The sequence below is a fragment of the Coprobacter fastidiosus genome (assembly GCF_982245605.1).
The window spans coordinates 1-26,485 of record NZ_CEVCIF010000051.1 but is presented as its reverse complement, the minus strand read 5'-3'; the positions used below and the strand labels follow the sequence as shown (position 1 = coordinate 26,485).

General features: G+C 37.1%; 25 protein-coding genes. 11 read left to right on the top strand and 14 right to left on the bottom strand.

The window, feature by feature from the left end; all coding sequences use genetic code 11:
• Positions 1–112: 112 nt before the first annotated feature.
• From AC0UMU_RS11830 to AC0UMU_RS11800, 7 genes are all read right to left on the bottom strand, one after another.
• The gene (locus tag AC0UMU_RS11830) at positions 113–991 is read right to left on the bottom strand and encodes a phosphate ABC transporter ATP-binding protein (protein WP_278716564.1); all 879 of its coding nucleotides are present in this window, start codon (positions 989–991) and stop codon (positions 113–115) included.
• Entirely contained in the window at positions 991–1,833 is an 843-nt protein-coding gene (locus tag AC0UMU_RS11825) for a PstA family ABC transporter permease (RefSeq protein ID WP_278716566.1), read from the bottom strand. The genes AC0UMU_RS11830 and AC0UMU_RS11825 overlap by 1 nt, the downstream gene beginning before the upstream one ends.
• 23 nt (positions 1,834–1,856) lie before the next feature.
• Positions 1,857–2,768, bottom strand: a complete 912-nt coding sequence (gene pstC, locus AC0UMU_RS11820; RefSeq protein WP_278716569.1) for a phosphate ABC transporter permease subunit PstC — start codon at positions 2,766–2,768, stop codon at positions 1,857–1,859.
• Between the two features lies 1 nt (position 2,769).
• The gene (locus AC0UMU_RS11815) at positions 2,770–3,720 is read right to left on the bottom strand and encodes a PstS family phosphate ABC transporter substrate-binding protein (RefSeq protein ID WP_009317750.1); all 951 of its coding nucleotides are present in this window, start codon (positions 3,718–3,720) and stop codon (positions 2,770–2,772) included.
• A gap of 332 nt (positions 3,721–4,052) precedes the next feature.
• Complete coding sequence (locus tag AC0UMU_RS11810) at positions 4,053–4,667, bottom strand: C40 family peptidase (protein ID WP_278716572.1); 615 nt, start codon at positions 4,665–4,667, stop codon at positions 4,053–4,055.
• Positions 4,668–4,811: 144 nt separating this feature from the next.
• On the bottom strand, positions 4,812–6,452 hold the full coding sequence (locus AC0UMU_RS11805; RefSeq protein ID WP_278716574.1) for a phosphoethanolamine transferase family protein: 1,641 nt from the start codon (positions 6,450–6,452) through the stop codon (positions 4,812–4,814).
• A 52-nt stretch (positions 6,453–6,504) separates the two neighbouring features.
• Positions 6,505–7,749, bottom strand: a complete 1,245-nt coding sequence (locus tag AC0UMU_RS11800; protein ID WP_278716577.1) for a BamA/TamA family outer membrane protein — start codon at positions 7,747–7,749, stop codon at positions 6,505–6,507.
• Positions 7,750–8,057: 308 nt separating this feature from the next.
• On the opposite strand from AC0UMU_RS11800, the gene AC0UMU_RS11795 reads away from it, so the two are divergent.
• A complete protein-coding gene (locus AC0UMU_RS11795; protein WP_288641542.1) occupies positions 8,058–9,509 on the top strand; it encodes an ATP-binding cassette domain-containing protein in 1,452 nt (483 codons plus the stop codon).
• Positions 9,510–9,596: 87 nt separating this feature from the next.
• Complete coding sequence (gene rpiB, locus AC0UMU_RS11790; RefSeq protein ID WP_009317756.1) at positions 9,597–10,049, top strand: ribose 5-phosphate isomerase B; 453 nt, start codon at positions 9,597–9,599, stop codon at positions 10,047–10,049.
• Positions 10,050–10,454: 405 nt separating this feature from the next.
• Here rpiB and AC0UMU_RS11785 read toward each other — a convergent pair whose 3' ends face one another.
• From AC0UMU_RS11785 to AC0UMU_RS11760, 6 genes are all read right to left on the bottom strand, one after another.
• Positions 10,455–10,817: a hypothetical protein gene (locus AC0UMU_RS11785; protein WP_009317757.1), complete on the bottom strand. Its 363-nt coding sequence runs from the start codon at positions 10,815–10,817 to the stop codon at positions 10,455–10,457.
• A gap of 134 nt (positions 10,818–10,951) precedes the next feature.
• Positions 10,952–11,287 carry a DUF4491 family protein gene (locus tag AC0UMU_RS11780; protein ID WP_022601497.1) on the bottom strand — a complete coding sequence of 112 codons (336 nt, stop codon included), beginning with the start codon at positions 11,285–11,287 and terminating at the stop codon, positions 10,952–10,954.
• A gap of 60 nt (positions 11,288–11,347) precedes the next feature.
• Positions 11,348–12,841, bottom strand: coding sequence for a catalase (locus AC0UMU_RS11775; RefSeq protein ID WP_022391309.1), 1,494 nt, complete (start codon positions 12,839–12,841; stop codon positions 11,348–11,350).
• Positions 12,842–12,852: 11 nt separating this feature from the next.
• Positions 12,853–13,431: a rubrerythrin gene (gene rbr / locus AC0UMU_RS11770; RefSeq protein ID WP_009317760.1), complete on the bottom strand. Its 579-nt coding sequence runs from the start codon at positions 13,429–13,431 to the stop codon at positions 12,853–12,855.
• Between the two features lie 19 nt (positions 13,432–13,450).
• Positions 13,451–13,867, bottom strand: a complete 417-nt coding sequence (locus AC0UMU_RS11765; protein WP_009317761.1) for a Fur family transcriptional regulator — start codon at positions 13,865–13,867, stop codon at positions 13,451–13,453.
• Positions 13,868–14,112: 245 nt separating this feature from the next.
• Positions 14,113–14,574 carry a hypothetical protein gene (locus AC0UMU_RS11760; protein WP_009317762.1) on the bottom strand — a complete coding sequence of 154 codons (462 nt, stop codon included), beginning with the start codon at positions 14,572–14,574 and terminating at the stop codon, positions 14,113–14,115.
• A gap of 523 nt (positions 14,575–15,097) precedes the next feature.
• Here AC0UMU_RS11760 and AC0UMU_RS11755 point away from each other — a divergent pair.
• The gene (locus tag AC0UMU_RS11755) at positions 15,098–17,062 is read left to right on the top strand and encodes a GDSL-type esterase/lipase family protein (protein WP_022391307.1); all 1,965 of its coding nucleotides are present in this window, start codon (positions 15,098–15,100) and stop codon (positions 17,060–17,062) included.
• Positions 17,063–17,161: 99 nt separating this feature from the next.
• On the opposite strand, the gene galE is transcribed toward AC0UMU_RS11755, so the two are convergent.
• Entirely contained in the window at positions 17,162–18,196 is a 1,035-nt protein-coding gene (gene galE / locus AC0UMU_RS11750; protein WP_009317765.1) for a UDP-glucose 4-epimerase GalE, read from the bottom strand.
• Between the two features lie 272 nt (positions 18,197–18,468).
• Between galE and AC0UMU_RS11745 the strand changes: the two genes are divergently transcribed.
• From AC0UMU_RS11745 to AC0UMU_RS11710, 8 genes are all read left to right on the top strand, one after another.
• Positions 18,469–19,119 (top strand): 50S ribosomal protein L25/general stress protein Ctc, encoded by a 651-nt coding sequence (locus tag AC0UMU_RS11745; protein WP_009317766.1) that lies wholly within the window; start codon positions 18,469–18,471, stop codon positions 19,117–19,119.
• A 13-nt stretch (positions 19,120–19,132) separates the two neighbouring features.
• Positions 19,133–19,696, top strand: coding sequence for an aminoacyl-tRNA hydrolase (gene pth / locus AC0UMU_RS11740; RefSeq protein WP_009317767.1), 564 nt, complete (start codon positions 19,133–19,135; stop codon positions 19,694–19,696).
• Positions 19,697–19,703: 7 nt separating this feature from the next.
• Positions 19,704–20,147, top strand: a complete 444-nt coding sequence (locus AC0UMU_RS11735) for an RNA-binding S4 domain-containing protein (RefSeq protein WP_009317768.1) — start codon at positions 19,704–19,706, stop codon at positions 20,145–20,147.
• Between the two features lie 112 nt (positions 20,148–20,259).
• The gene (locus AC0UMU_RS11730) at positions 20,260–21,102 is read left to right on the top strand and encodes an ion transporter (protein ID WP_081705684.1); all 843 of its coding nucleotides are present in this window, start codon (positions 20,260–20,262) and stop codon (positions 21,100–21,102) included.
• Between the two features lie 118 nt (positions 21,103–21,220).
• Positions 21,221–22,246: a branched-chain amino acid aminotransferase gene (locus AC0UMU_RS11725; RefSeq protein ID WP_278585752.1), complete on the top strand. Its 1,026-nt coding sequence runs from the start codon at positions 21,221–21,223 to the stop codon at positions 22,244–22,246.
• 148 nt (positions 22,247–22,394) lie between these two features.
• Complete coding sequence (locus AC0UMU_RS11720; RefSeq protein ID WP_122337841.1) at positions 22,395–23,321, top strand: bifunctional methionine sulfoxide reductase B/A protein; 927 nt, start codon at positions 22,395–22,397, stop codon at positions 23,319–23,321.
• Between the two features lie 249 nt (positions 23,322–23,570).
• Positions 23,571–24,110, top strand: coding sequence for an HDIG domain-containing metalloprotein (locus AC0UMU_RS11715; protein WP_022391301.1), 540 nt, complete (start codon positions 23,571–23,573; stop codon positions 24,108–24,110).
• Positions 24,111–24,191: 81 nt separating this feature from the next.
• Positions 24,192–26,485: putative LPS assembly protein LptD (locus AC0UMU_RS11710; RefSeq protein WP_473979942.1), on the top strand; the 2,294-nt coding region annotated here is incomplete at its 3' end.

Below are 26,485 nucleotides of genomic sequence, written 5' to 3'. Positions count from 1 at the left end.
AATACTTTGTGTATGAATTAGTTGGCTAATTTTATACTATTTACTGAATGTTCCGAAAATTTTAAAGGAAACAAATATGTGTATCTTCCATTATTTTAATGACCATCGATTTTTAACTGAACACCCCGCTTAAATATTGCTTAGTCAATTCATGCTTAGGATGATTGAACAATTCGTCTGCAGTCCCTTGTTCTATCATCTCACCCATATACATAAATACTACATAATCAGCGATACGCAAAGCCTGACGAAGCGTATGAGTTACCATAATAATTCCATAACGCTCACGCAATTTCATAAACAGATCCTCTATATTTTTACTGGAAATAGGATCAAGGGCGGACGTTGACTCATCCGCTAAAATAAATTGCGGTTCGACAGCCAAACCTCTTGCCAGACACAAACGCTGTTGCTGCCCGATAGAAAGAGCCGAAGCAGGAGTATGTAAACGATCTTTCACTTCATCCCACAAACCGGTAGCACGAAGGTATTTTTCGACAACCTTATCTAAAGTTTTTTTATTTCTCATGCCATGTATCCGGCAACCGAACGTAATATTATCATAAATAGACATAGGCAACGGCGTTGGACGCTGAGAAAGTAAACCTATCTTTTTACGAATATGCGTAATCTCAGCTTTTTTATCGTAAATATCCTCTCCGTCCACAAAAACACGTCCCTCCACACGTACATGTTCGGTCGTATCTATCATTCTGTTTATACTTTTCAGCAATGTCGTTTTTCCACACCCCGAAGGACCTATAATACAGGTAATTTTTTTATCATGCAGTTGTAAGCTTATGTCTTTCAGAATATGATTATTCTGGATATAAATATTCAATTTTTCTATATCGATCGTAGCATCTTTTTTCGTATCCGATCCTAAATTTAACTCTTCTCCGATCTTATCAGAAGCGGTTTTACTAACATTATTGCGCCACTCTTCAAAACGATTAAAAGCATTTGTGAACTTAGAACTGTCTTTCTCCATTATTTTATTTTATTTTTTGAGAATCTATAAGTAATCATCCGACCTATAATACTTAATATCAATACGATAATAGTTAACAAAAGAGCTGCAGCGTAAGCCCGCTCCCGTACTTCAGGAGTAGGACTGCTTAATTGGAAAAATATAGAAAGCGGAAGAGTTGCCGCCGGTTGATTCAACGAAGTAGGTATGCTATCGGTAAAACCGGCAGTAAACATGACTCCGGCAGCATCACCGATAGCTCGACCGACAGAAAGCAATGTTGCTGTCGCAATTCCCGGAGCAATCTGTCGTATAGCGACTTTAATAGCTTCTAACCGAGTCGCTCCGAGCGAATAAGTAGCATCAAGCAATTCTTTAGGCAATTGTCTGGCAACTTCATCCATCGACCGGACAAATATAGGAATAATCAACAATGTTATTACAATAATACCTCCCAACAAAGAGGTTCGTAATCCGAAAAAAATCATAATCGTAAATGCAAATGCACCATACACGATAGATGGAATTCCATATAATACATCAAAAGACAAACGTGTTAAATTCGCCAACTTCGAATCTTTCTTCAAATAAATATTGACAAAAAATACTATCGGAATACTGATGCACAAGCCTAATACAGTAGAAGCCCCGACAATATACACAGAACCCACAATAGCATTCAAGACTCCACCTTCTTTTCCTATATAAAAACCTCCACCCGGCAATTTTGTCACCATATCCCAAGACATAGCCGGCCATCCGTTCTTTATAATCGTTATCAGAATGCTCCCTAAAAATGCAAAAACCAATAATAAAGAGAGCACCATCAAAATATAAAATATCTTCTCTACAATAAATTTCATTTTCATTTTAGTTCTCTCCCCCTTTACAACTTAAATTTTTTCTCGACATGCTGCAACATCATTCGTGATGCCAAATTGAATACCAAAATGATAAAAAACAAAATAAATGCTGCAAACATCAATGCCGACTCATACAAAGGCAACGACAACATCTCTCCGTAATTGTTAGCTATAAGAGCCGGAAGAGGGTAACACGGATCGAAAAGGGAATGCGGAATCTCTGCATAATTTCCACAAACCATCAATACTGCGATCGTCTCTCCGAAAGCCTTAGAAATAGCCAACACTACTGCAGCAATTATTCCCGGCATCGACTTTCGAAGAATTACTTTAGTCGATATTTGCCATTTAGTCGCACCTAAAGATGCTGCCGCATCCCTATAGTCCTGAGGAACAATAGTAAATATTTCGATAAAAAGGCTTACCAAAATAGGCAATATCATTACCCCAAGCACTATCCCGCTGGCCAATACAGTATATCCGCTGGTATATTCTACAAAATGAGGTCCTAACTTATCTGCAATCCAAGGCACGATAATTAATGTACCCCATACACCGAATACTACGGAAGGAATTCCCGCCAAAATATCCAATACAGGAAAAACGACCCGTTTTGTCCAAGAATGGGCATATTCGGAAAGATAAATTGCCGATAGCAAAGAAATAGGCAATGCAATAAGTATAGAAAGAGCGGTTACCTCCAAAGTACCTATAATGAACGGAAGGAAACCGAATTCTTCGCTTAAAGGTTTCCAATCGGCATTGGTCAATAAATCCCATAAGGAATGTTCATTCAATATCATCCGAGACTTCATATAAAGCCCCACTCCCATAAAGACCAATACAAGCAATGACAAAACCGTCAATATAAACATGAACGATTTTGTCATTTTATCCTTTAATAATCTTTTTCTCAACAAAGAAACAGCCATCATTTTATTTTTTCAGTTTAGCAAGCTCCTGATTAATCGTAATTTTAGACAAACCTATATATCCGGTAGCATTAGCATACTTCTGACCTTCAGTCAATATATATTTTATAAATTCAATAACCTCAGGTTTTTTAGGGACTCCGTTAGAAACCAAAAACAGATTACGTGCAGGAGGAGAAGGGTATTTTCCGCTAACTATAGCTTTAATCAATGACAAACTGTTATCATAAAACTTTTCTTCCGGGTCTATTTTCCCGTTCCCATTAACATCCAATGGAATAATGGCAAGTCCGGCATAAGGTCGTCGAGTTTTCTGATCATAAGCATAAGCTATATTATTGAATCCTATCCCAACCTTATCTTTTTGTACGGCCGAAGCCACGCCCGGATCTCCAAACACTGCAGTTCCCTCAAGGTCTTCTTGTCTTTTCCCGAACCAAGCAGCCCAAGTCTCCGCCGCTCCACAAGCATCAGAACGGGTATAAACATGCACAGGCACTTTGGAGGTAGTACCCAACACATTTCCCCATGTCTTACATTTTCCACTCCACAAACTCAAAGCTACATTACGCTTAAGCCCTTTAGCTTTAATATCCCGAATTAAAGGATTGGCAGCATTGACAGTAGGTACTACCGCATCTTTAACAACAGCAAAAGCAACTGCCCCTTTTTTAAATTCGACATCATGAACATCTCTGGAAACCATTCCGAGATCGACGACTTTAGCTAAAGCGTCCGTCATTCCTTTTCCAGCACCACCTCCAGAAATATCAATACGCACATTCGGGTGTATTTTTTTAAATTCTTCCGCCCATTTAACCACCATAGGATACAAAGCAAAAGCTCCGGATAAGGATATTTCGCCTTTCAAATTATCCTTTGTTTGAGCTTTTATCGGTTGCATCAGACCTCCTATATACACAGCTAACAATAATCCGACAAAGGTTCTTTTCATACATATATATTATTTAATTATCACTCTATTTCTAATTCTGAAAACGACATGATCATTTTTACGGGCTTCCGATACCTCTTAAAATTAAAGGAAGTTTATCTGTTTTTACCGAATAAACAGCTATAAAAATTGTATTGATTCGACACAAAATCAATGATATAAACATCAATATATCGATTACAAATGTATATAATTAATTTGAAAATGAAATAATTGTTTATAGTTTTTTAGATAATGGCCTGAAATAAGAACAAACTATTTTTAAACCAAACAGGACAAACCTTTCAAACAAGGTCTGTCCTGCTTCTATCTTCATATATATAGTCGTTAGTCTATTCTTGTAATAAAACCGAAGAATGGTCACTTTCAATCACTCTCCTCGCTCCTACATAACGTTTGGCATAATAAAGGGCATCACTCGATTCTTCACAAATTCCTTTTGAACAAGAAGCATGTATAAATTTAAACTTTCCTCCGGGCAAAACCTCTGATACCAAGCCTACATGTCCTACTCGTGAAGAAGAACTATTGCGTCCTTTGAAAAACACAAGATCTCCTCGCCGGATATCCTCCTTATCAACAGATATTCCTTGCAAATATTGAGCAGCCGAAGATGCATTCAATTTTAACGCGATTTTTTTAAACACATAATACGTAAAACCTGAACAATCAAAACTCGACGGACCTTTACTTCCTCTGCAATACGGACGTCCCTTAAATTGAAAAGCATACTCAAGTAAATGATCCACAACAGACTGTCCCGAATCCACAGAAAGTGAAGGCAACAACTTTTGCATATCCTTCGAAGGCCAAGTTTGCGTCAATCTACCTTTCGATATATCAAATACCTCTTTCTGCGATTGAGCATAAACTGGTATGACAAAAAGAGAAAACAACATGACGAATAAAATGGTCAACGTATTGATTTTCCAACAAGAGTAAGCCATCCTCTACAATTTCTTTTGTTTTTCAATGATTCAAATTTAAGCTAAAAATTTTGAAAAGGCAACTATTCCTATACTTAATCGCATTTTTTTAAGAAACAAAACAGTAAATATCCTCATTGTTAAACAGCACTTTATTTAACAAGACTAAGGAAATACCATTCCTTTTTTTCTAAACATAGCTTCATCTTCTCCTTCAAGTCCGCAATTATCAAGCGATTCAGGAAGATTATGATCATTCAAATAACTTCTTTTACGAGGAGAGAAGCCTGCATTCACAACCGAAAATACCGAATTGAAATGAGCTGTAGCAACGCCTCCTAAATCGAGCATTGTATGAAACGCAGCTCTTGTAGTTATAGGAGACGAATGATGCACAACAGCATTTTTTATCGCTTCGGGGTAACGAGCGTTATATTCATCCGAGAACCAAATTAAAAAAGGAATATGCAATTGATAATATGTAGGACACGGAGACGCATGAAGAAAACGATGCCGATCATCATCCATAATATCTTCACCATGATCGGGAAGATAAAACATACATGTCACAGCTCCGGTATTTCTCAACTTATCGATAACAGATGCTAAAAAATCATCAGTACTCAAAATCGAATTATCATAAGAATTAACCAACAAGTCACGATGCCGATATTCAAGATTTACGCTGTTGTCAGGGATAAATACTTTGAATTTGTCGGAATAACGGTCACAATAATTAAAATGTGACCCATAAGTATGCAATACGATAAACTGCTTATTGCCACCTTTCGCTATAAAATTATCTAACAAAGGTAACAAATCATGATCCAAAGGGTTATTGCTGATAGCTAAAGGATCACCTCTCAAAAATTTTACGACATCGGCTTCTCTTGAAAAAAAATCGGTGAAAGTATTATTCGGCACTTGATTTGACAAAAATGCCGTTTTGAAACCGGCTTCCTTAAAAGCCGTAATAATGCTTTTCTGCTTATATATTATTTCAAAATTATCGGCCGATGCCGCAGACAAAATCAAGGGAACACTTTTATGAGTCGCATTACATTGCGTAACGACATCGGTAAAACATACCAATGATTTTTCTTTTGACAACCGAGGATTGGTTTCTCTCTCATATCCGTATAAACTCCAATTCTCCGAACGTGAAGTTTCCCCGATTACCAAGACATAAATTTCTTTATCGTTTGACGGATGCCGAGATTTAGCCTGAAATGAAAACGACTCTGAAGTTTTTCTATAATTTTTACTTTTATGCCAACTTTCTCTGGCAAATTTCATATTATAGAATACATTAACCGGATATATATTTAATAATACATTTTCGTTCGGTTCTTGAACTTTTGCCGTCACACCCCCTATAAAACCGATCAATAAACTACAGACTGCTATAATAACCAATTTTTTCCGGACGCTCACATGCAAACGGTCCTCTATACGAATGGAATGAAACGCCAAATAAATCGCACCGAAAAATACAAAAAAGACCAATATCAACGCCGGTATAAGATTACTTAATAATTCGGAAGCTTCTCCAGTACTGGTCGTAAACAAATTTAGAAACATATCGGAAGCAATGATAGAGTTTCCAAATAAATAAAGCAATACTTCCTGAAAAGCCCCGAGCAACAAAAGTAAAGAAAGCCATAACAACACTATTCCCGGCTTCTGCCGCATAGCAAGCAATCCCATATAGACCGACAAAGGCAGAAAAAAGTATGCTACTCGCATCGCCATACTCATTTCTTCTGTATATAAAAGAAGGCAAGTCGGTATCATCAATATAATCATAAACAGTATATATAAATTTTGCTGCTTACTTAACCAATCCGATATTTTTTTCTTAAAATGCCTCATTTATATTAAACAAAAAACCTGACTGTCCTTTTCCGAAGCCATAATCCAAACGGACATTAACTCGTTTTTTAAATTCCCAACGGTATCCAAGACCATAATTGGGTAATGTATGAGACCATTTAAACGATCTGAAATCATGAAATACATTTCCTGCTCCGACCCAAAAAACAACTCCATTCCGTTTCCAGACATGTTGTCTGAGTTCTACTTGAATTTCTCCGACATTTCTGTCTCGGTATTGACCTTCATAATATCCTCTCATACGGAGTGAACCTCCCAGTTTAGGCATCATGGTCCAAGGTGTATCTCCGAATGTGAATTTAGCATGAATATCAATTGCTAAAATTCCACCTTTCCATACTTTCTGATAAATATCAGCCAATACATCGGTCGTATAGAAAACATCTTTATTCCCAAGAAAACAGGGAGATAAACTTTGTTCCAACTTCAAATAGACTCCTTTATACGAATTAGTCTGAAAATCTCTCGTATCGTAGGAAATCGAACCTCCTACTCCAACCGACAATGTCGATTTAGCAGCTCCGTTCAATGTTTCAGGCTTCTCAAAATTCGACCCTGCAACATAATCGAAACTTGCCAAAGGTCCTGCATAAAGGTTATTGGCCAAACGAAAAAGAAAATCTATTTTGACCTGATTCTGAATACGCTTATAGCTTCCTTTATTATCATCATTACTTCCGGCTTCATATCCCGTCCCCCAAAAATATCCGGGGAAAGAGAAGAAATACAAATTATATAACAAACGGTACTTATCTTCTGGGAAAAAATGGGTTCCTTTTACTCCTAAAAGATAAAATCCGGTCGTAGATACGTCCCCATACAAAGATACCATCGAGGGCTGCATCAAAGTATCTTTTCCTTGATAAAGCCCGGCAGCAACTAATCCGAGTCCGAGTTTAGTATCGCTCGAATAATGAGGTCCTCCAATTATACTGAAATCAAATTTCTTACGGGGCTTCGGTTTATTGGCATCATTAAAATAATTCAAGAAACGACGAAAAAAAGAAGTTTTTTTCTTAACCTCAGCCGTATCTAAACTCAAAGACAAAGACGAACCGATAACAGTATCTGCATTAAAAGGCTCTGCAATGACAACTGATGTCTGTTCCACAGAATCGGTAGCTGACAAGAAAAACGATTCGGAAACCGGACAAGCAGATGCCGAAACTATAACTCCTTCTGAACATATCAGAATAATACATATAATCATCCGAACCTCTTTCATACATTCGATAAATACCTATTCTTAATAACAAGCAAAGTCTCAATGTGTTTGACAGTAAACCGAAATATATTCGATTCATAAGTCATAAACAGGACAAATTTATAACAAAACGTTTTAACACACGATAGTTTTCTTAAAATTATAATCTTACATTATGCTTTTTTATATTAAGCACAGAAACTTAGCAACATCATAGATTTTAAGAGCCAATCTAAATAATTATCTTCAATTCTCATTTGTAGAAACATACCGTTTTTTCATACCTTTGTATTATAATATAACCAAAATTTTAAATGAAAGAAATAAGTATCGTTTTTAACAATCCTATTCCCCGTTTACCAGAAATACGATTTAAAAAAGCGCTAAACTGGTGTATAAAGCCAAACGAACAATGGGCGATTATAGGTCCTAACGGTGCAGGAAAAAGTATAATAGCCGGACTTTTACAAGGGAAATATGCCCTGAAAGAGGGAGAAATTATCAATAATTATCCCGGCAAAACATCCGATGTAATAAAAACTATAACTTTCAAAGACATTCATTCTATTACAGACAGTCGTACAACTTTCTATCAACAACGGTGGCATTCCTCCGAGAGTGAAGGAATTCAGACAATAAGAGAACTATTATCGAACAATTATGATGAAATATCTATCCGGGAATTATTTATTCAATTCCGAATAGAAGAAATGTTAGACAAGAAAGTTATCTATCTATCAAGTGGAGAATTACGTAAATTTCTAATTATAAGAACATTGCTTACTCATCCACAAATACTGATTCTTGACAATCCTTTCATCGGATTAGATGCGACTTCTAGAATTCTGTTAACAGAAATGTTAACACAAATGTCCGAAATGAAAGAATTTCAAGTCATTCTGCTTCTATCCAATCCGGATGACATTCCAGAAATGATTACTCATATTCTTCCCGTCCGAAATCGTGTCTGCTATGATCCTATATCCCGCAATGATTTTTTACAAAATAACGATTTAAGGAATAACCTCTTTCCTGAAGTTCACAACCAAATACGACTTCCTGATCCTACTCGTAAAAAGTCAGAACACAATGTAACATTTCGAATGGAGAAAATCAATATCTCTTACGGATCACACCCAATACTTAAAGGATTAGACTGGGAAGTAAAAAACGGCGAAAAATGGGTACTACTGGGAGAAAACGGGGCAGGAAAATCTACACTCTTGAGTCTTATTTATGCCGATAATCCTCAATCTTATGCAAATACGCTTTTTTTGTTCGATCGGAAACGAGGCTCTGGAGAAAGCATCTGGGAAATAAAAAACAGGATCGGATATGTATCGCCAGAAATGCATTTATACTATACAGAAAATGTTCCTGCTATACAAATCGTAGGTTCTGGATTTTTCGATTCTATCGGACTATACCGAAAATGTTCCCCAGAACAGGAAAATATCGCACTGGCCTGGATGCACACTTTTGGAATCGAAACTTTATATAACAGGCCTTTTCTTACTCTATCTTCGGGAGAACAGCGATTGATATTGTTAGCCCGAGCTTTTGTAAAAGACCCGGATCTATTAATTTTAGATGAGCCTCTACACGGTCTAGACATCAGTAATAAATGCCGTGTCAGAAAAATTATAGAAAATTTTTGTGAACGACCGGGAAAAACCTTAGTGTATGTAACGCATTATAGTCACGAAATACCTTCTTGTATCCGATACCGATTTAAACTAATAAAAAATCGGGAAAAGAGCTTGTAATCTCTATAAATATTTCCATTTCAAGCCAACATAAAACTCATTTTTTTGTTTACATTTGTAACAGAAAATATATACTTATTATACGTTATGAGCATCCTCAAAAAAAATATTCCGGTAGGTCTTGCAAGTGATCATGCTGGTTTTGAAATGAAACAATTTATCAAACAATTTTTAATCGAAAAAGGAATCGAAATTAAAGATTTCGGTACATTTTCTTGTGAAAGTGTCGATTATCCAGATTTTGCTCATCCTCTTGCTAATGCAATAGAATCAGGAGAGTGTTACCCGGGATTTGCATTCTGCGGGAGCGGAAACGGCATTAACATGACATTAAATAAACACCAAAAAATCAGAGCTGCCCTTTGCTGGAATGAAGAGATAGGAAAGCTTGCCCGCCTTCATAATGATGCAAATATTTGCGTAATGCCGGGTAGATTTATAAAAAACGAAGAAGCCGAAAAAATCGCTGAAACATTCTTAAATACAGAATTTGAAGGAGGAAGACATCAAAGACGTATAGATAAAATTCCTGTAAAATAAGCAAATTCAGAAGTCTCTCTATTGTCGATTTGACAAAAGAGAGACTTCTGAATTTGTTCAAATTTTCCGATGCAAAAAATATTATTAGGTCACGCTTATGTTTTCTTCCGATCTTTTTTCCGTTTTCACTTGTCAGATAGTCTGCTATTATCCTTATAAAACCAGAAAAGCATCCTCGAAAGAAACTTCCAAATTTAACTCGAATAAAATTTAGACAGCCTCTAAAAATAATTTACAGTTCTTTCGTCCTCAACAAATTATAGTTTTCCTAAAATCAATATTTATCTTCATAGAGAGTTATTACTCCCTTCTCTAAAATAGAGATCCTCCTTTTTAAATTTCCAAAAACTCTACTTTTACTTATTAAGAAGCAAGCAATAAATACTAAAAAAACAGAAGTTAAAATCAGACTGTCACTCTTTGAGTAACCCCCCCGGCACTTACCAAATAAAGTCCTCTTGATTTAGGCTGAAGTTCAGACAATCCAGGACCAGCATACGTATCCATTACCAAACTACCTACAATAGTATAAACTTTGACTTTGACTTTTTTGGAAGAGCGAACATAAATAGAACCATTACTGGCATATATTTGAACAGAATCTTCGGGTAAATCATTTTGTACCATGTTGACTTCAGCAGACATAGGCATATAATTATCTGCCGTCCGGAAAAAATCTTGCCCATAAACAGACTCCTGACGAGCAGATACCTGAACTACAGCCCAAGATACCAACAACGTAAAAATGAGTAGTTTTATAGTTTTCATATTTTCCTCTCCTTGAACAGATTCCTTAATTAGTGCCTAAAGATACATCTTTTTTGCCATCTTGAAAAAATTTCTGATGTTAATTATAAAAAAATAATCGGTTTAGGAATATTTGGAATATAATAAAAAGGCAATTACTCCGTTTTATTTGATTCATTATCCCAAGAATACACTCTATTCGGATTCTTAGGAAACCATCCTTTCCGTACCCGTTCTTCCTGTTCAAATATTTCTTTTATAGTCCAAAACGATGAAAAAGAAAAAACTCCGAGCAAAGCAGCGAACAATACATTATCTGTTATCAAAGAACCTGCCACACCTAAAATACCCAACAGTAAAAACACCCACCAATAACGAGTTCCCCAATAATATTCAACTTTCACTACTATAGGATGAAACAAACCTATAATTAAAAATGTAGAAACCCCGATAACCAATCCCAATAAATGATACTCTTCTAAAAACTCCATTTCAAAAAATATTGAAAAAAGAGTGTCCGGACTTAATCGCAAACACTCTTAATTATATCATCAATAACCTAACTCTTTTTGCCGTTTAACTTCATCCAAAACCGAATCAAGGCAAATAGCGAGCTGTTCGGCTATACCTTTGCCGCAATTTTCATCAGCTTGATAAAAACGGGCTACAGCCCGTATCTGTATCTCTTCTGGAACTCCCTGCATAGCCGCCGCTACATTAGAATGAATCCGCAACTTTTCATCGTCAGGCACAAGCCTGTATAATGCTCCGGGCTGAGAATAATAATCCTTATCCTTCCGGTTATCATAATTCCAAGCATCTCCATCTAAAGTCAAAGGAGGTTCATTGAATTTCCCGTCATCCGTCGGTCCTCCGAAACTATTCGGTTCATAATTAACCTGAGCGCCATTATTTCCATCAACTCGCATATAACCGTCACGATGATAATTATGAACAGGACATATAGGCTTATTTACCGGTATCGTATCCGAATTCACTCCTAAACGATAACGTGCCGCATCAGCATAAGCGAACAAACGTCCTTGCAACATCTTATCCGGAGAAAACGAAATTCCCGGAACGACACTTGCCGGATTGAATGCAGCTTGCTCAACTTCTGCAAAATAGTTTTCCGGATTCCGGTTCAACTCAAGAATTCCGACATCGATCAAAGGATACTCTTTTTGACTCCACACTTTCGTCAAATCAAACGGATTTTCTTTTCGGTTACGAGCCTCATCTTCTGTCATTATCTGAATGCAGAAACGCCATTTGGGGAAATTTCCTTTCGCAATATTTTCAAATAGGTCTCGCTGTGAGTATTCACGATCCTTTGCAACAATAGACGCAGCCTCCGAATCGGTGAAATTAGCAATGCCTTGTAAACTTTTAAAATGGAATTTCACCCAAAAACGCTCTCCTTCAGCATTAATAAAACTATAAGTATGGCTTCCGAAACCATGCATGTGACGATAATCTTGAGGAATACCCCGATCGCTCATCAAAATCATCACCTGATGCAGAGTTTCAGGAGAAAGACTCCAAAAATCCCACATGGCAGTATTGCTACGCAGATTAGTTTTCGGATCTCTCTTCTGTGTATGAATAAAATCAGGAAATTTTAACGGGTCTCTGATAAAAAATACTGGAGTATTGTTTCCTACTAAATCCCAATTTCCTTCCTCCGTATAAAACTTAACAGCAAATCCACGTACATCCCGTTCGGTATCTGCCGCACCTCGTTCTCCGGCAACAGTAGAAAAGCGAAGGAAAAGATCTGTTTTTTTACCTACCTCAGAAAATAGAGCTGCTTTCGTATATCGGGTTATATCCTCGGTAACGGTTAAATTTCCATATGCTCCTGAGCCTTTTGCGTGTACCACCCGTTCTGGAATACGTTCTCGGTTAAAATGCCCCAACTTCTCCATATACCAGACATTTTGCAACAAAGCAGGACCTCTCTCTCCAGCAGTTAGAATATTCTGATTATCCGCAACAGGGACACCTGCTTGAGTAGTTAATTGAATCTTTTCCTTTTCTTTCATACTCTATATAATTAATAATTATTCTTTTTCCGCTCGAAATAAGCTTGCGGATGAGCACATGCCGGACATTTTTCCGGAGCTTTCTTGCCTTTATGTACATATCCGCAATTGCGGCATTGCCATTCTATTTCTTCATCTTCTTCAAAGAATTTTCCGGCTTCTACTCTTGCCAACAATTTACGATAACGAGCTTCATGTTCGGCTTCTACTTTAGCAACCATCTTAAATGTTACCGCAATAGCAGGAAAGCCTTCTTCTTCAGCAATTCGAGCGAACTCAGGATATAAATCTGCCCATTCTTCATTTTCTCCGTCAGCTGCTGCCTTCAGATTTTCAACCGTAGTAGAAATAACACCGGCCGGATAAGATGCAGTAATCTCGACCATACCCCCTTCAAGATATTTGAAGAATTTTTTTGCATGCTCCTTTTCCTGTTCTGCCGTTTCCATAAATACTCCGGCAATTTGTTCATAACCTTCTTTTTTTGCCACACTTGCAAAGAACGTATATCGGCTTCTTGCCTGAGATTCTCCTGCAAATGACTTTAACAAATTCTGTTCTGTTTTTGTTCCCTTAATACTCTTTTCCATAATCTTGTTTTTAATTTAATTAGTAATTCTCTATATTTCCTATCAATTGTACTTTCACATCCTTCAACTCAAATCCGGGAATTTTTCTATTTTGGATAAATGTCCGAATCAATTCGGACAACTCATTATCATAAAAATCCTGTATCTCATGAGTTTCTTCACTATATAAATGATAATGCCGGCTTAGATTCGTATCGAAATACATTTTATTATCAACAGTCAATACTCTTTCTATCACTCCAGCTTTTGCAAAACAATCTAACGTATTATAAACCGTAGCGACAGTTACAGTCGGCAAGATACTTCTTACCCTCTCAAGCACTGCTTCTGCAGAAGGATGCTTAAGAGATAACAAAGCTTCATACACAGATATACGCTGAGGTGTCGCCTTTACCCCTTTTGATTGAAATAATTCTATGATTTCATTTACCCTCATCAACAATACTTGTTTTTAAACTGCGGTACAAATATAATTAGAATATTTCTAATATTAGAATAATTCTAAAATTATTTTCAGAAAAAATAATCGATACGAAATTTATCCTTTATATACAACTTAGAGCCTATCTAAATTTTCCAATAAAAAACACAATCAGGTCATCTTTGCGTTTTCACTCGTCAGACAACTTGCTACCGTCCTCATAAATTCAGACAGAATCTCAGTAAATGAAACTCACATCCTTATTTTTTATCTTTTTGATAAACCGGGTTTATTTTTACACAAACTATATAATCCATATCTTCCGGAAGTCCATTGCGTGTACCGGGAATCCATTTTGGCATGTTTTTAACCAACCAATATGCTTTATCCAAAATTTCCTTAGAAATATGTCCTTTCAACTTAGATATCGGGGTTTTCAATTTTACATCGGAAATTTCTCCGGAAGCAGTCACCACTATCGAATAAAGAATACGGTCGACCAGCCATTCAGGTGTATTTCCTTCAGGCATCAATACATCGATAACCAAATATTTTTTCATAGCTTCCTCTCCTCCCGGAAACTGAGGAAGGACAATAACATCTTCACCTTTGATTATGCCAGACCGATATTCTACCAATTCTAATTCCGGAAAAGGAAATAAAGATAGCGGAACAAAAAGAAAAAAACACACCCAAAACAGATTTTTCAGTAATATGGACATAATACCCTCCTTTCCTTAATTCAATCTACTTAGAGCCTGTTTATTTTTTCATCATTATATATAGACTTTGTGAATTTCTTTTCGGACTATTCTCCCGCTTTAATATATCACACAGCCCCCTTAACTAGGAATAGAAAAACATCTTCCAAAAAGATCTGAACAAAATTTAAACAAACTCTTGATTTTCAAATTTAATAAAAAGATTAGAGAATAACAATTATTTACAAAATAAATTCAGTGTTCATCTAAAACCCGTTTAAATTTCTCGATAAATATATACGATCTGTTAAGGCTCTTTTCGGTCTTGTTTTCACGTTTCTGCACATCGTATAAAGGAACAGTAAAACACTTTTGAAAACAGTCCTCAAAAAAAACATCCATGTAAAATTTAAATTCAAATAGATCACAAACTAAGCCATATATTATTATAACTATCGGTAATATCTACCAAAAGCGTCAAATATTCCACATTTCAATAAAGAGACGAAACTTATTTTTGCATATAATTATAATTCTAACATTTATGAAAAACTCAACTTATCTACTATTAAGTTTATTATTTTGTTGCATGTCTGCATTCCCTAAAGAAATTACAATTCATACCATCGGAGATTCTACGATGGAGAGCAAACCAGAGGATACGGAAAGTAATCCGAACGGACAAAGAGGATGGGCACAAATGTTACAGCAGTTTGTAACAAACGGTGCAACAGTAAATAACAGATCTAAAAGCGGAACTAGTTCCAAATCTTTTTATGAAGCCAAAGACGACAACAATAATTATCGTTTTTGGGCAACCGTGAAACCTCAGATCAAAGAAGGAGATTATGTTATTATTCAATTCGGACATAACGATGAAAAAGATGGAGGAGAAGAAGGTGAAATAGGAACCAATCCATGGAAAAGTTACACGGAATATCTGACTAAATATGTAACGGAGGTAAGAGAGCTAAATGCTATTCCGATATTATTCACCCCTATTGTACGCAACTATTTTGAAAGTGACGGAAAAACAATCACAGCACGAGGAGCCCATAATCTCGGTATGGGTTCGGACGGAAAAGAACTCGACTATGTCGCAGCCATGAAAAAGGTTGCAGAAAACACGAATTGTCTTTTGGTCGATCATACAGCTCTTACCAAAAAAGTTTGTGAAGAATACGGAAAAACTAAATCGACAGAACTCATTTACAACGTAGGAGACGGTACACATTTAGGAGAATACGGAGCTACTTTATATGCTCGTTTAGCAGTACAAGAATTAATAAAACAAAATATTCTGACAGAATATCTGAATGCAGATCCCGAATTAATATTAAGTAGTCCTGAATATAATTTTGGAAAATGCTATGCTAACACCGTCAATATTCATTCCTTTTCGGTAAGTGGAATCGATTTAGATCCGGTAAACGGGAATGTAACAATAACCGTTCCCTCAGAATTCAGTATATCAAAAGAGCAAGACGGCAACTATACTCAGCAGATAACCATACCCTATGAAAATGGCAACCTCAGCATTACTCCATTTTTTGTAAAATATGCACCTGAAGATACAGGTATCTCAACAGGAAATATTACAGTAAGTAACGGAAAGAACACGAAATTCATCGCCTTAAAAGGTGAATGTGTCTCTTTCGAAGGAGGTATCAAAGCAAAAGCATTTTGGGAATTATCAAAAAACGAAAACAGTATATCCGAAGGACCTATTACAGTATTACCTGAAACATTAAAAAACATGTTTACCGATAGGTATGCAAAACCGGGAAGCACGACAATATGGGAAGATAATCGCATCGATGGAGAAACAAAAACTCAACGTAATATTATCGAAGGAAGAACGTGGCCTGCTGGAGAAATAGACATCGTACATGACCGCTACATTCAATTCGGAGTTAAAGCGACTAAAGGAAGTGTTTTTAATGTCGATTCTATCGGATTATATGTAGGAGGATCTGGGAGCAATGGGATACGATTCAAAGTATATTATTGTAAAAACGAACTTTTCGGCGATGATGCCGTGATGATTGCAGACAGACAAAATAATACAAGCAATACTATGTATCCGATCTCTCACAAAAACATTATTGAAGTAAAAAGTGAAGAATCTTTATATATCAGAATCTACCCTTGGTTGAACAATGGAGGAGACAGTAAATCTATCTGTCTATACGGAGTTACGATAAGCGGAGTGGTTACAGAAGAAAGTACCGACGGAATAACGACTTCTATCATCGAGAATAACATATTCTGCTATCCCTCGAAAACTTCAGGTACAACCACACTCAATTATGTTACAACCGAATGTTCAGATGTTCTTATCGATATTTTTTCTATTGACGGGAAAAAACTCAATAGCTACAGAAAAGATTCTCTACCAGCCGGACAACATCAACAACAAATTAATCTGGAAGGGTTGAATAACGGCATATATATTTGTTCACTTACTAGCAACACAGACCGAAAGGCAATCCGACTGATAAAAGAATAATAAGATCGGTTAAACAAATGCGAAATGTGACGGAAGTCTTTCTTTAAAGATCCGTCACATTTTTATATATAATTCCCGGTTTCTATCAAAACCTTATTTTTACATAATTCCTTTTTCACGCAAACGCAATTGCCATTTCCACGCAGAAGCTAACGTATCCTCGATAGACTCTTCCGCTTTCCATCCCAGCACGTTATTCGCCTTTTCAGGATTAGCCCACACTTGTTCAATATCACCTTCTCGACGACCGACAATCTTATAATTCAACTTTTGCCCTGTCACCTTCTCGAAAGTCTTTATCAGCTCCAATACAGAAAGTCCCCGACCTGTACCCAAATTGAATGTTTCTACATTCTCAAGAGATTTTCCGGTAAGCATACGATCCACAGCTACGACATGCGCTTTCGCCAAATCGACAACATTTATATAATCACGAATACAAGAACCGTCAGGTGTATTGTAATCATCACCGAACACACTCAATTGTTCTCGAATCCCCATAGCTGTCTGGGTAACAAAAGGAATAAGATTCTGGGGCACTCCATTCGGCAATTCGCCAATCTCTGCAGTAGGATGAGCTCCTATCGGATTAAAATAACGCAATATAATGGCTTTATAAGGGACACCCGAATAAATCGTATCACGAATTATTTCTTCATTTATTTGTTTTGTATTCCCATAAGGAGACATTGCCGGTTTTATAGGTGCATTTTCATCAACCGGAAGCACATCCGGCTGACCGTACACGGTACATGAAGAGGAAAAAACCAAAGCATCAACTCCATATCGAGGCATCAGCTCCATGAGCGTAAGCAAAGAATCGATATTATTACGATAATACAACAACGGTTTCTGTACCGATTCACCGACAGCCTTACTGGCTGCAAAATGAATAATACCTTTTATATTCTTCTGCTCCTCGAAAAGCTTTTCCATGCCGGCCTTATCATTGCAATCCAATTTCATGAAAACAGGACGCACACCCGAAATTTTCTCAATACCGTCGATTACGCTTTCACTTGAATTAGAAAGATTATCTACGATAACCACTTCATAACCGGCATTCTGCAATTCTACCGTAGTATGCGAACCGATATACCCGGCACCACCTGTAACTAAAATTTTCCCTTTCATGTTTTAAGTTAAGTTTAAGATGAATTGCAAATATAACGGATTTTTACCAAAAGATTTTATCAAAATCTCTAAACCTTACGACCAAACTTTATTTTTTGGAACAAAAAAACAGATAAACAAAGTGTATTAAACAAGACACATTATTTCAATACAAACTTTTTGGATAACACAAAAATAAGTCTTACCTTTGTCGCGCTTTTTGAGTATTCCGTGCGATGGGAAATTAAGAAGCTGATTATCTTAATTTTGAGTAACACAAAAAAATTAAAACAATGAAAACATTTCAATTAGAAGGAACTCCCAGAACCGATTTGGGAAAGAAAGCTGTAAAAGCTTTACGTAAACAAAATCTTATCCCTGCTGTTTTAAACGGCGGACAACTTGTAACCCTGCCTTATGATAATGCTCTTAAAGCTGGTGAAAAAGTAGTAGAAATTGCAAACAATCAAGCTTTGATCGTAACGGATTTCACTGTATCTACAGAATCTGTACGAAAATTAGTTTATACTCCCGAAATTTTCGCTATCGATCTGACTATCGGTGACAAAAAAACCAAAGCCGTTATAAAAGATATTCAATTCCATCCGGTAACCGACGCAATCCTTCACATGGATTTTCTTGAAGTTAACGAACAAAAACCCATTATTATGGAAGTTCCCGTGGCTCTTGAAGGACATTCAGAAGGTGTTAAAGCCGGTGGTAAATTGAGCCTCGAAATGAGAAAATTGAAAGTAAAAGCTATCTATTCTCAGATTCCTGAAAAGTTGGTTATCAACATCGATAATTTAGGTTTAGGCAAAACTATACAGGTAGGAGAACTTCACTTCGAAGGTCTTGAATTGATGAATGCTAAAAATGCAGTTGTTTGTGCTGTTAAACTAACAAGAGCAGCTCGCGGTTTGCAAGCAAAAAGCGGTAAATAATAATATTGCTTAAATGAAATATTTGATTGTGGGATTGGGTAATATCGGACCAGAATATGAAAATACCCGTCACAACATAGGATTCAGAGTATTGGACGCTTTAGCTAAAGCGTCCAATCTCGTTTTTACAGACAAAAGGTATGGCGAAATCTGCGAATTAAAAATCAAAGGACGCACATTAATCTTGTTAAAGCCGTCTACGTATATGAATTTGAGCGGAAATGCCGTACGTTATTGGCTGCAAAAAGAAAACATTCCGGTAGAAAATTTATTGGTAATAGTGGATGATTTAGCATTACCCTTCGGTAGTCTGCGTTTAAAGCCCCGAGGTAGCGATGCCGGTCATAACGGTCTGAAACATATTCAGCAAATATTAGGGAGTGACAATTACGCCCGACTTCGATTCGGAATCGGGAATGATTTTTCTAAAGGACAACAAGTCAACTACGTATTAGGAAGCTTCCCCGAAGAACAAGAAAAAGAATTACCCGCCCGTCTCGAACGTGCAGGAGAGATCATAAAAAGTTTCTGTCTGGCAGGCATACAACTGACCATGACACAATTCAACAATAAGTAAAATTGTCATGGAAAAAGAAAATGAAGTTCGAATAGACAAATGGATGTGGGCTACACGCATTTTCAAAACACGTACAATTGCAACCGAAGCTTGTAAGAAAGGGCGAGTCTCTATCGGAAACGTCTCGGTAAAACCATCCCGTACAATAAAAGCAGGTGAAATCATCCAAGTACGGAAACCTCCTGTCACTTACTCTTTTAAAGTATTGGCTCTGACCGAAAAGAGGATGGGAGCAAAACTTGTCCCGGAATACCTTGAAAACGTTACACCGCAAGAACAATACGATATACTGGAAATGAACCGTATCAGCGGATTCATAAATCGGAGCAAAGGACTGGGAAGACCGACAAAACGAGAAGGAAGGGAACTGAAAAAGTTTACCGAAGGAGATTTTTTTGATGACGGATTCGACTTTGATTTTGATTTTGACGATTACGAAGAAAACGATTAAGCAAAACTTATACAACACTTGATCTGTTATACTGCAGCAACTTGTTCAATCCGCATCAAGACTATCTTTATAGGATTCACATAGGAGATAAGAAACTTTTAATCGGAATGACATGATCATGGATCTGCAAAAACGTAAAGAATTAAAAAAGAAACTATACACCATCATATTCAAAACCGATACGGAAGAAGGAAAGAGATTCGATATCATCTTACTGAACGTAATCCTTCTCAGCGTTATATTGGCAGCAATAGAAAGTGTAGTCGCATTCAACGCTCGATACGCACTCCCATTCCGTATCTGCGAGTGGATTATAACCATACTGTTTACTATCGAATATGCAACCCGTATTTACTGCAGTCCGAATCGAAAAAAATATATTTTTTCAGTTTATGGAATCATTGACCTCTTATCTATTTTACCGTTCTTCATCGGTATCCTGTACAGTAGTACTCACTATCTTATCGTTATTCGTGCCTTACGTCTTCTTCGTATCTTCAGAATACTAAAACTAACGCATTTTTTAAAAGAAGGCAACCATTTGGTCGATTCTTTACGAAGAAGCGTAAAAAAGATCATGATATTTACCTACTTCATCATGATTCTCGTAACGATATTAGGAGCTTTGATGTATTTGGTCGAAGGAAGTGTAAATCCTTCTTTCTCCAACATTCCCAAAAGCATATATTGGGCAGTCGTCACTATCACGACCGTAGGATACGGAGATATAACGCCTATCACATTCTTAGGTCAGACAATTTCAGTCATCGTCATGTTACTCGGATACTCGATACTGGCCGTTCCTACCGGTATTATTTCTTCAGAACTGATCAAACCTTTACGAAAAAAGAACATTACTTGTCCTAATTGCGGAGAGAATAAACATGAGGCAGATGCTTCTTATTGCAAAAATTGCGGGACATTCTTACCTCATAACAATAACAACCTGTCATAAATTTTCTTTTTTTTCTTTTAAACCGGAATAATGTTCAATATTTCGGACAAAAAACAGTTACAATATTTATAAAAATTGTAACTTTGTAAATCTTACATGTAAATATCGAAAAACAATAATAAAAATGAAAACTATCGATTGGGCTAATTTATCATTCGGTTACATGCCGACCGATTACAATGTACGGTACAATTACCGGAACGGAAGTTGGGGCGAACTTGAAATAAGCAGTAGCGAATATATCAATATGCACATGGCGGCCACCTGTTTGCATTATGGACAAGAAGCTTTTGAAGGATTAAAAGCTTTTCGCGGAAAAGACGGGAAAATACGAGTATTTCGTCTTGATGAAAATGCGGCACGGCTGCAAAGTACTTGCAGAGGAATTTTAATGCCTGAACTATCTACGGAAAAATTCCGTGACGCTATCCTTAAAGTCATAAAACTGAATGAACGGTTCGTTCCGCCTTATGAAAGCGGAGCGTCTCTTTACATCAGACCATTATTAATCGGAACAGGTGCACAAGTAGGTGTACATCCGGCAAGCGAATATATGTTCATCGTATTTGTCACACCGGTAGGGCCATACTTTAAAGGTGGATTTTCAACTAATCCTTACGTCATTATCCGTCAATATGATCGCTCAGCACCATTAGGTACAGGAGTTTATAAAGTCGGAGGAAATTATGCAGCCAGTTTACGGGCCAATAAAATGGCACACGACATGGGATATTCCTGCGAATTTTATTTAGATGCAAAAGAAAAAAAATATATCGACGAGTGTGGTGCTGCTAATTTTTTCGGGATTAAAAACAATACGTACGTAACTCCGTTATCTACTTCTATCCTACCGTCTATTACCAATAAAAGCCTAATGACATTGGCAGAAGAAATGGGCTTGACCGTCGAACGCCGTCAAATTCCGGAAGAAGAATTAGATACTTTCGAAGAAGCGGGAGCTTGCGGTACTGCTGCAGTTATCAGTCCGATACAACGTATCGACGATCCTGAAAAAAATCGGTCATATATTATTTCTAAAGACGGAAAACCGGGTAAAATATGCACCCAATTATACAATAAACTCCGGGCCATACAATATGGAGATGAACCGGACAAATATGGTTGGGTAACTATCGTCGAATAATATTCAGATTAATTAAATAATACAAAAACCCGGAATGTCCTTAATGCTGTTCGTTCCGGGTTTTTATTTTCATATATAAAATGAAATATCGAACAAAAACACATCTTAAAGAGTTATAAATAAGGAACTATTTCCTAAAAATGACATTATGAAAACATTTCTGCTGACAGGACTCGCTATTACATTAGCTATCACTATATGGGCACAGCATAAAAAACAAAATAATATGAATCTTAATAAACTCACTCCAGAAGAAGAATATGTCATGCTGAAAAAAGGAACAGAAGCCCCTTTTAGCGGCGAATATAACAACTTCTATAAAAAAGGGATATACCTATGTAAACAATGTGACGCTCCATTGTACCGATCTTCTGATAAATTCGATTCGGGATGCGGCTGGCCGGCTTTTGATGACGAAATCCCTAACGCCGTTATCCGGAAACCTGATAACGATGGAAAACGAACTGAAATTATTTGCGCCAATTGCAAAGGTCATCTCGGACATGTATTCTTAAACGAACATTTGACACCCAAAGAGACCAGACATTGTGTGAACTCGATTTCTTTAAAATTTAAGCCCGATAAACCAGAGCAAATATCCAAAGCCTATTTTGCATCGGGATGTTTTTGGGGGACAGAATACTATTTTCAAAAATTAAAAGGTGTCAAAGAAACCACAGTCGGTTTTATGGGAGGATCTACCAAACACCCGACATACAAAGAAGTTTGTTCTCAAAAAACAGGACATTTTGAAACTGTCGAAATAGAATATGATCCAGAAATTGTCAGTTATGAATCACTGGTAAAATTCTTTTTCGAGACTCACGATTTTACCCAAACCGATGGTCAAGGTCCTGATATAGGTACACAATATCTTTCGGTAATCTTCTATGCCGATCAAAAACAAAAAGAAATCGCTGAAGAATATATACATAAGCTCACAATTATGGGATATAAAGTCGCAACGCGACTTTTACCGGTCTCCACATTCTGGCCGGCAGAAAATTATCATCAAGACTATTATGAAAACAAAGGAACAACTCCCTACTGTCATAAATATCACAAAATATTTTGATGCCCAATAATCGAACATTCAACCCTATCAATATTTTTATAATTCTGTTCAATACGGATAAAAGAACAAAGCCTTTATTCTAAGAGCCTGTCTGAATTTTACTTAGGCCAGATTCGAGAGTTCCTTTCGAGTGAAAACAGAAAAATAGATTGGAAGAAAACGTAAAGATGACCTGATAATATTTTCTTATTGGAAAATTTAGATTGGCTCTAAAATTTTTTTTGTATTATTGCACAAAATACAATAGAAATGAATCCTTTTACAATCATCGATAAATATTATACACAAGGAACCGCACTATATGATATTTTAGTAGATCACAGTCGTCTGGTTACACAAAAGGCTCTCGAAATAGCAAATGCTCACCCCGAATTGAACGCAGACGCAGAATTTATCTCCGAAGCAGCCATGTTACATGATATCGGAATCTTTCTTACCGATGCCCCCGATATAGAATGCCACGGCACACGACCGTATATCTGTCACGGTACATTAGGCAGCGAGCTTCTGAAAAAAGAAGGTTTTCCTCGTCATGCTTTAGTCAGCGAACGCCACACAGGAGCAGGACTTTCTTTAGAAGACATTATTAATCAAAACCTTCCTATTCCTCACCGAGATATGCTTCCGATAAGCATAGAAGAGCAAATGATCTGCTTTGCCGACAAATTCTACTCCAAATCAAACCCTTTAAAAGAAAAAAGTATAGAACAAATACGAAAAAGTATGAGTAAATACGGAGAGGCTTCCGTCGCCCGTTTTGAGAGGTGGTATCACCTTTTCCTCCTCTAAAATATATTAAATAGGCTTCAATACCTGATATGTTAGGGTAAATTGTGTATTTTTGCACCTCAATAACCTATTGGTTTGTGAATGTCATCGAGAAATAAGATTCATATAATAGTCCTTACCCTGTTTTGCTCCTTACTGCTGGTCAATCTCAGTGCCCAGCCTAAAAGGAAAAGCCATATACGGCAAGCGAATCCCGCTTTTGCCGACACTGTTACACCAGCAGACAGCGACAAAATAAAATCTATTTCCGATACATTTCCCGCTTTACCCGATTCTATCCTTATCCGTCCCGACTCATTATTGAAGAGTGTCGATTCTATTCTTGTCGACTCTGTCATGACCGATACGGTACAAGCTCCTCCTCCCAAAAAATCACCACTGGAAGATGTGGTAAAATATACGGCAAACGACTCTATCGTATTTTTAAGTAACAATCAAGCTTATATGTATGGACAAGGGGTTGTTACTTATCAAGATATAGAACTCGATGCAGACGAGATACGAATGAATATGGACAGTAGTACGGTGTTCGCGATCGGACGTCCCGATACCGCCGGCGAAATTGTAGGGAATCCCATATTTAAAGATAAAAGCGGAGAATATGAATCTGCTACAATGAAATACAATTTTAAAAGTCAAAAAGGATATATCACCAATATCATTACCCAACAAGGAGAAGGTTACCTGACAGGAGGTAGTACGAAAAAGAACAAAGAAGGGGATTTTTATTTGAAAGACGGGAAATATACGACATGCGATGACCATGAATGTCCGCACTTTTATCTCCAACTGACCAAGGCTAAAATGCGTCCGAAGAAAAATATCGTTACAGGTCCTGCCTACTTGGTTCTGGCAGGAGTACCTCTTCCGTTAGCAATTCCTTTCGGCTTTTTCCCTTTCACAGAAAAATATTCATCAGGAATCATTATGCCGACATTCGGGGATGAAATGGCTCGCGGATTTTATTTAAGAGACGGCGGTTATTACTTTGCGATCAACGATTATATCGATTTAGCTCTCACAGGTGAAATTTATACAAAAGGGTCGTGGGGATTGAATGCCATGTCTAACTACGTGAAAAGATATAAGTTTTCTGGAAATTTCAATATGGGATACCTGGTGACTATACTCGGAGACAAAGGAATGCCCGATTATCAAAAACAGACAAATTTCCGGTTAATATGGTCACACTCCCAAGATGCAAAAGCAAATCCGAATATGAGTTTCTCTGCCAGTGTCAATTTTACAACAAGTGGATATGACCGAAACAATCTGAACAGCTATTATAACGCAACTTCTTTTACGGAAAACACCAAAAGTTCGACAGTGAACATGACCTATAATTTTCCGAATACCCCTTTTAGTATATCGGCAACAGCCAACATCACACAACGAAGTAAAGATTCCACTTTGAACGTATCATTTCCGGACTTTACCCTCAATATGAGTCGGGTATATCCGTTCAAACGAAAAAATCCGGTAGGCAAAGAAAAATGGTATGAGAAAATCAGTTTAAATTACACCGGTCTATTCCGAAACTCTATAGAAACAAAACAAAATCTGTTTTTCAAGTCAAGCTTGATTAAAGACTGGCGCAACGGCATGCAACACACGATTCCCGTATCGGCAACATTCAGCTTATTTAAATATCTCAATATATCTCCGTCGTTCAACTTCACCGACCGAATGTACACCAACCGCATCATGCAACAATGGGATCCCCAGTCCGCAGCCGTTGTAAGAGACACTACATACGGTTTTTATAACGTTTTTAACTATAGTTTCAGCGTCAGTGCCCAAACTAAGTTATATGGATTCTACCGACCTCTACCCTTTTTCGGAGGGAAAAAAATACAAATGATCCGGCACGTATTCACTCCCAGTGTCAGTTTTAGTGCCGCACCTGATTTCGGTAGTTCCCGATACGGATTCTGGCAAACATATTCAAAAATTGAGAACGGAAAACGGGTAGATGTAAAATATTCTCCATTCTCTCACGGTATATTCGGAACTGCGCCTCAAGGAAAACAGGGTACAGTATCTTTCAATGTTTCCAATAATTTGGAAATGAAAGTCAACTCAGATCGGGATACAACCGGAGTGCGAAAAATCAGTCTTATCGAAAATCTCACCGCAGGGATCAGCTATAACATGGCTGCCGACTCTATGAATTGGAGTAATATCAATACTTCGATATTAATCAAACTAACTAAAAATTTCAATCTGCAAGCTTCTGCCGTTTTTGATACTTATACTTATCAACTGAATGAATACGGCAATCCTGTACGTGTAAATATTCCACGATGGAAAGCTGGAAAAGGATTAGGCAGACTATCAAGTACAGGAACTTCTTTCTCTTATACATTCAGTAACGA

What these genes read in the sequence shown, in the direction of transcription:
- galE (WP_009317765.1), bottom strand. Translation starts at nt 18,196, where the DNA reads ATGAAAGGGAAAATTTTAGTTACAGGTGGTGCCGGGTATATCGGTTCG.
- AC0UMU_RS11720 (WP_122337841.1), top strand. Translation starts at nt 22,395, where the DNA reads ATGAAAACATTTCTGCTGACAGGACTCGCTATTACATTAGCTATCACT.
- AC0UMU_RS11715 (WP_022391301.1), top strand. Translation starts at nt 23,571, where the DNA reads ATGAATCCTTTTACAATCATCGATAAATATTATACACAAGGAACCGCA.
- AC0UMU_RS11825 (WP_278716566.1), bottom strand. Translation starts at nt 1,833, where the DNA reads ATGAAATTTATTGTAGAGAAGATATTTTATATTTTGATGGTGCTCTCT.
- AC0UMU_RS11785 (WP_009317757.1), bottom strand. Translation starts at nt 10,817, where the DNA reads ATGAAAACTATAAAACTACTCATTTTTACGTTGTTGGTATCTTGGGCT.
- rpiB (WP_009317756.1), top strand. Translation starts at nt 9,597, where the DNA reads ATGAGCATCCTCAAAAAAAATATTCCGGTAGGTCTTGCAAGTGATCAT.
- pstC (WP_278716569.1), bottom strand. Translation starts at nt 2,768, where the DNA reads ATGATGGCTGTTTCTTTGTTGAGAAAAAGATTATTAAAGGATAAAATG.
- AC0UMU_RS11730 (WP_081705684.1), top strand. Translation starts at nt 20,260, where the DNA reads ATGATCATGGATCTGCAAAAACGTAAAGAATTAAAAAAGAAACTATAC.
- AC0UMU_RS11745 (WP_009317766.1), top strand. Translation starts at nt 18,469, where the DNA reads ATGAAAACATTTCAATTAGAAGGAACTCCCAGAACCGATTTGGGAAAG.
- AC0UMU_RS11780 (WP_022601497.1), bottom strand. Translation starts at nt 11,287, where the DNA reads ATGGAGTTTTTAGAAGAGTATCATTTATTGGGATTGGTTATCGGGGTT.
- AC0UMU_RS11755 (WP_022391307.1), top strand. Translation starts at nt 15,098, where the DNA reads ATGAAAAACTCAACTTATCTACTATTAAGTTTATTATTTTGTTGCATG.
- AC0UMU_RS11735 (WP_009317768.1), top strand. Translation starts at nt 19,704, where the DNA reads ATGGAAAAAGAAAATGAAGTTCGAATAGACAAATGGATGTGGGCTACA.
- AC0UMU_RS11795 (WP_288641542.1), top strand. Translation starts at nt 8,058, where the DNA reads ATGAAAGAAATAAGTATCGTTTTTAACAATCCTATTCCCCGTTTACCA.
- AC0UMU_RS11765 (WP_009317761.1), bottom strand. Translation starts at nt 13,867, where the DNA reads ATGAGGGTAAATGAAATCATAGAATTATTTCAATCAAAAGGGGTAAAG.
- pth (WP_009317767.1), top strand. Translation starts at nt 19,133, where the DNA reads ATGAAATATTTGATTGTGGGATTGGGTAATATCGGACCAGAATATGAA.
- AC0UMU_RS11815 (WP_009317750.1), bottom strand. Translation starts at nt 3,720, where the DNA reads ATGAAAAGAACCTTTGTCGGATTATTGTTAGCTGTGTATATAGGAGGT.
- AC0UMU_RS11800 (WP_278716577.1), bottom strand. Translation starts at nt 7,749, where the DNA reads ATGATTATATGTATTATTCTGATATGTTCAGAAGGAGTTATAGTTTCG.
- AC0UMU_RS11760 (WP_009317762.1), bottom strand. Translation starts at nt 14,574, where the DNA reads ATGTCCATATTACTGAAAAATCTGTTTTGGGTGTGTTTTTTTCTTTTT.
- AC0UMU_RS11830 (WP_278716564.1), bottom strand. Translation starts at nt 991, where the DNA reads ATGGAGAAAGACAGTTCTAAGTTCACAAATGCTTTTAATCGTTTTGAA.
- AC0UMU_RS11810 (WP_278716572.1), bottom strand. Translation starts at nt 4,667, where the DNA reads ATGGCTTACTCTTGTTGGAAAATCAATACGTTGACCATTTTATTCGTC.
- AC0UMU_RS11805 (WP_278716574.1), bottom strand. Translation starts at nt 6,452, where the DNA reads ATGATTATATTGATGATACCGACTTGCCTTCTTTTATATACAGAAGAA.
- rbr (WP_009317760.1), bottom strand. Translation starts at nt 13,431, where the DNA reads ATGGAAAAGAGTATTAAGGGAACAAAAACAGAACAGAATTTGTTAAAG.
- AC0UMU_RS11775 (WP_022391309.1), bottom strand. Translation starts at nt 12,841, where the DNA reads ATGAAAGAAAAGGAAAAGATTCAATTAACTACTCAAGCAGGTGTCCCT.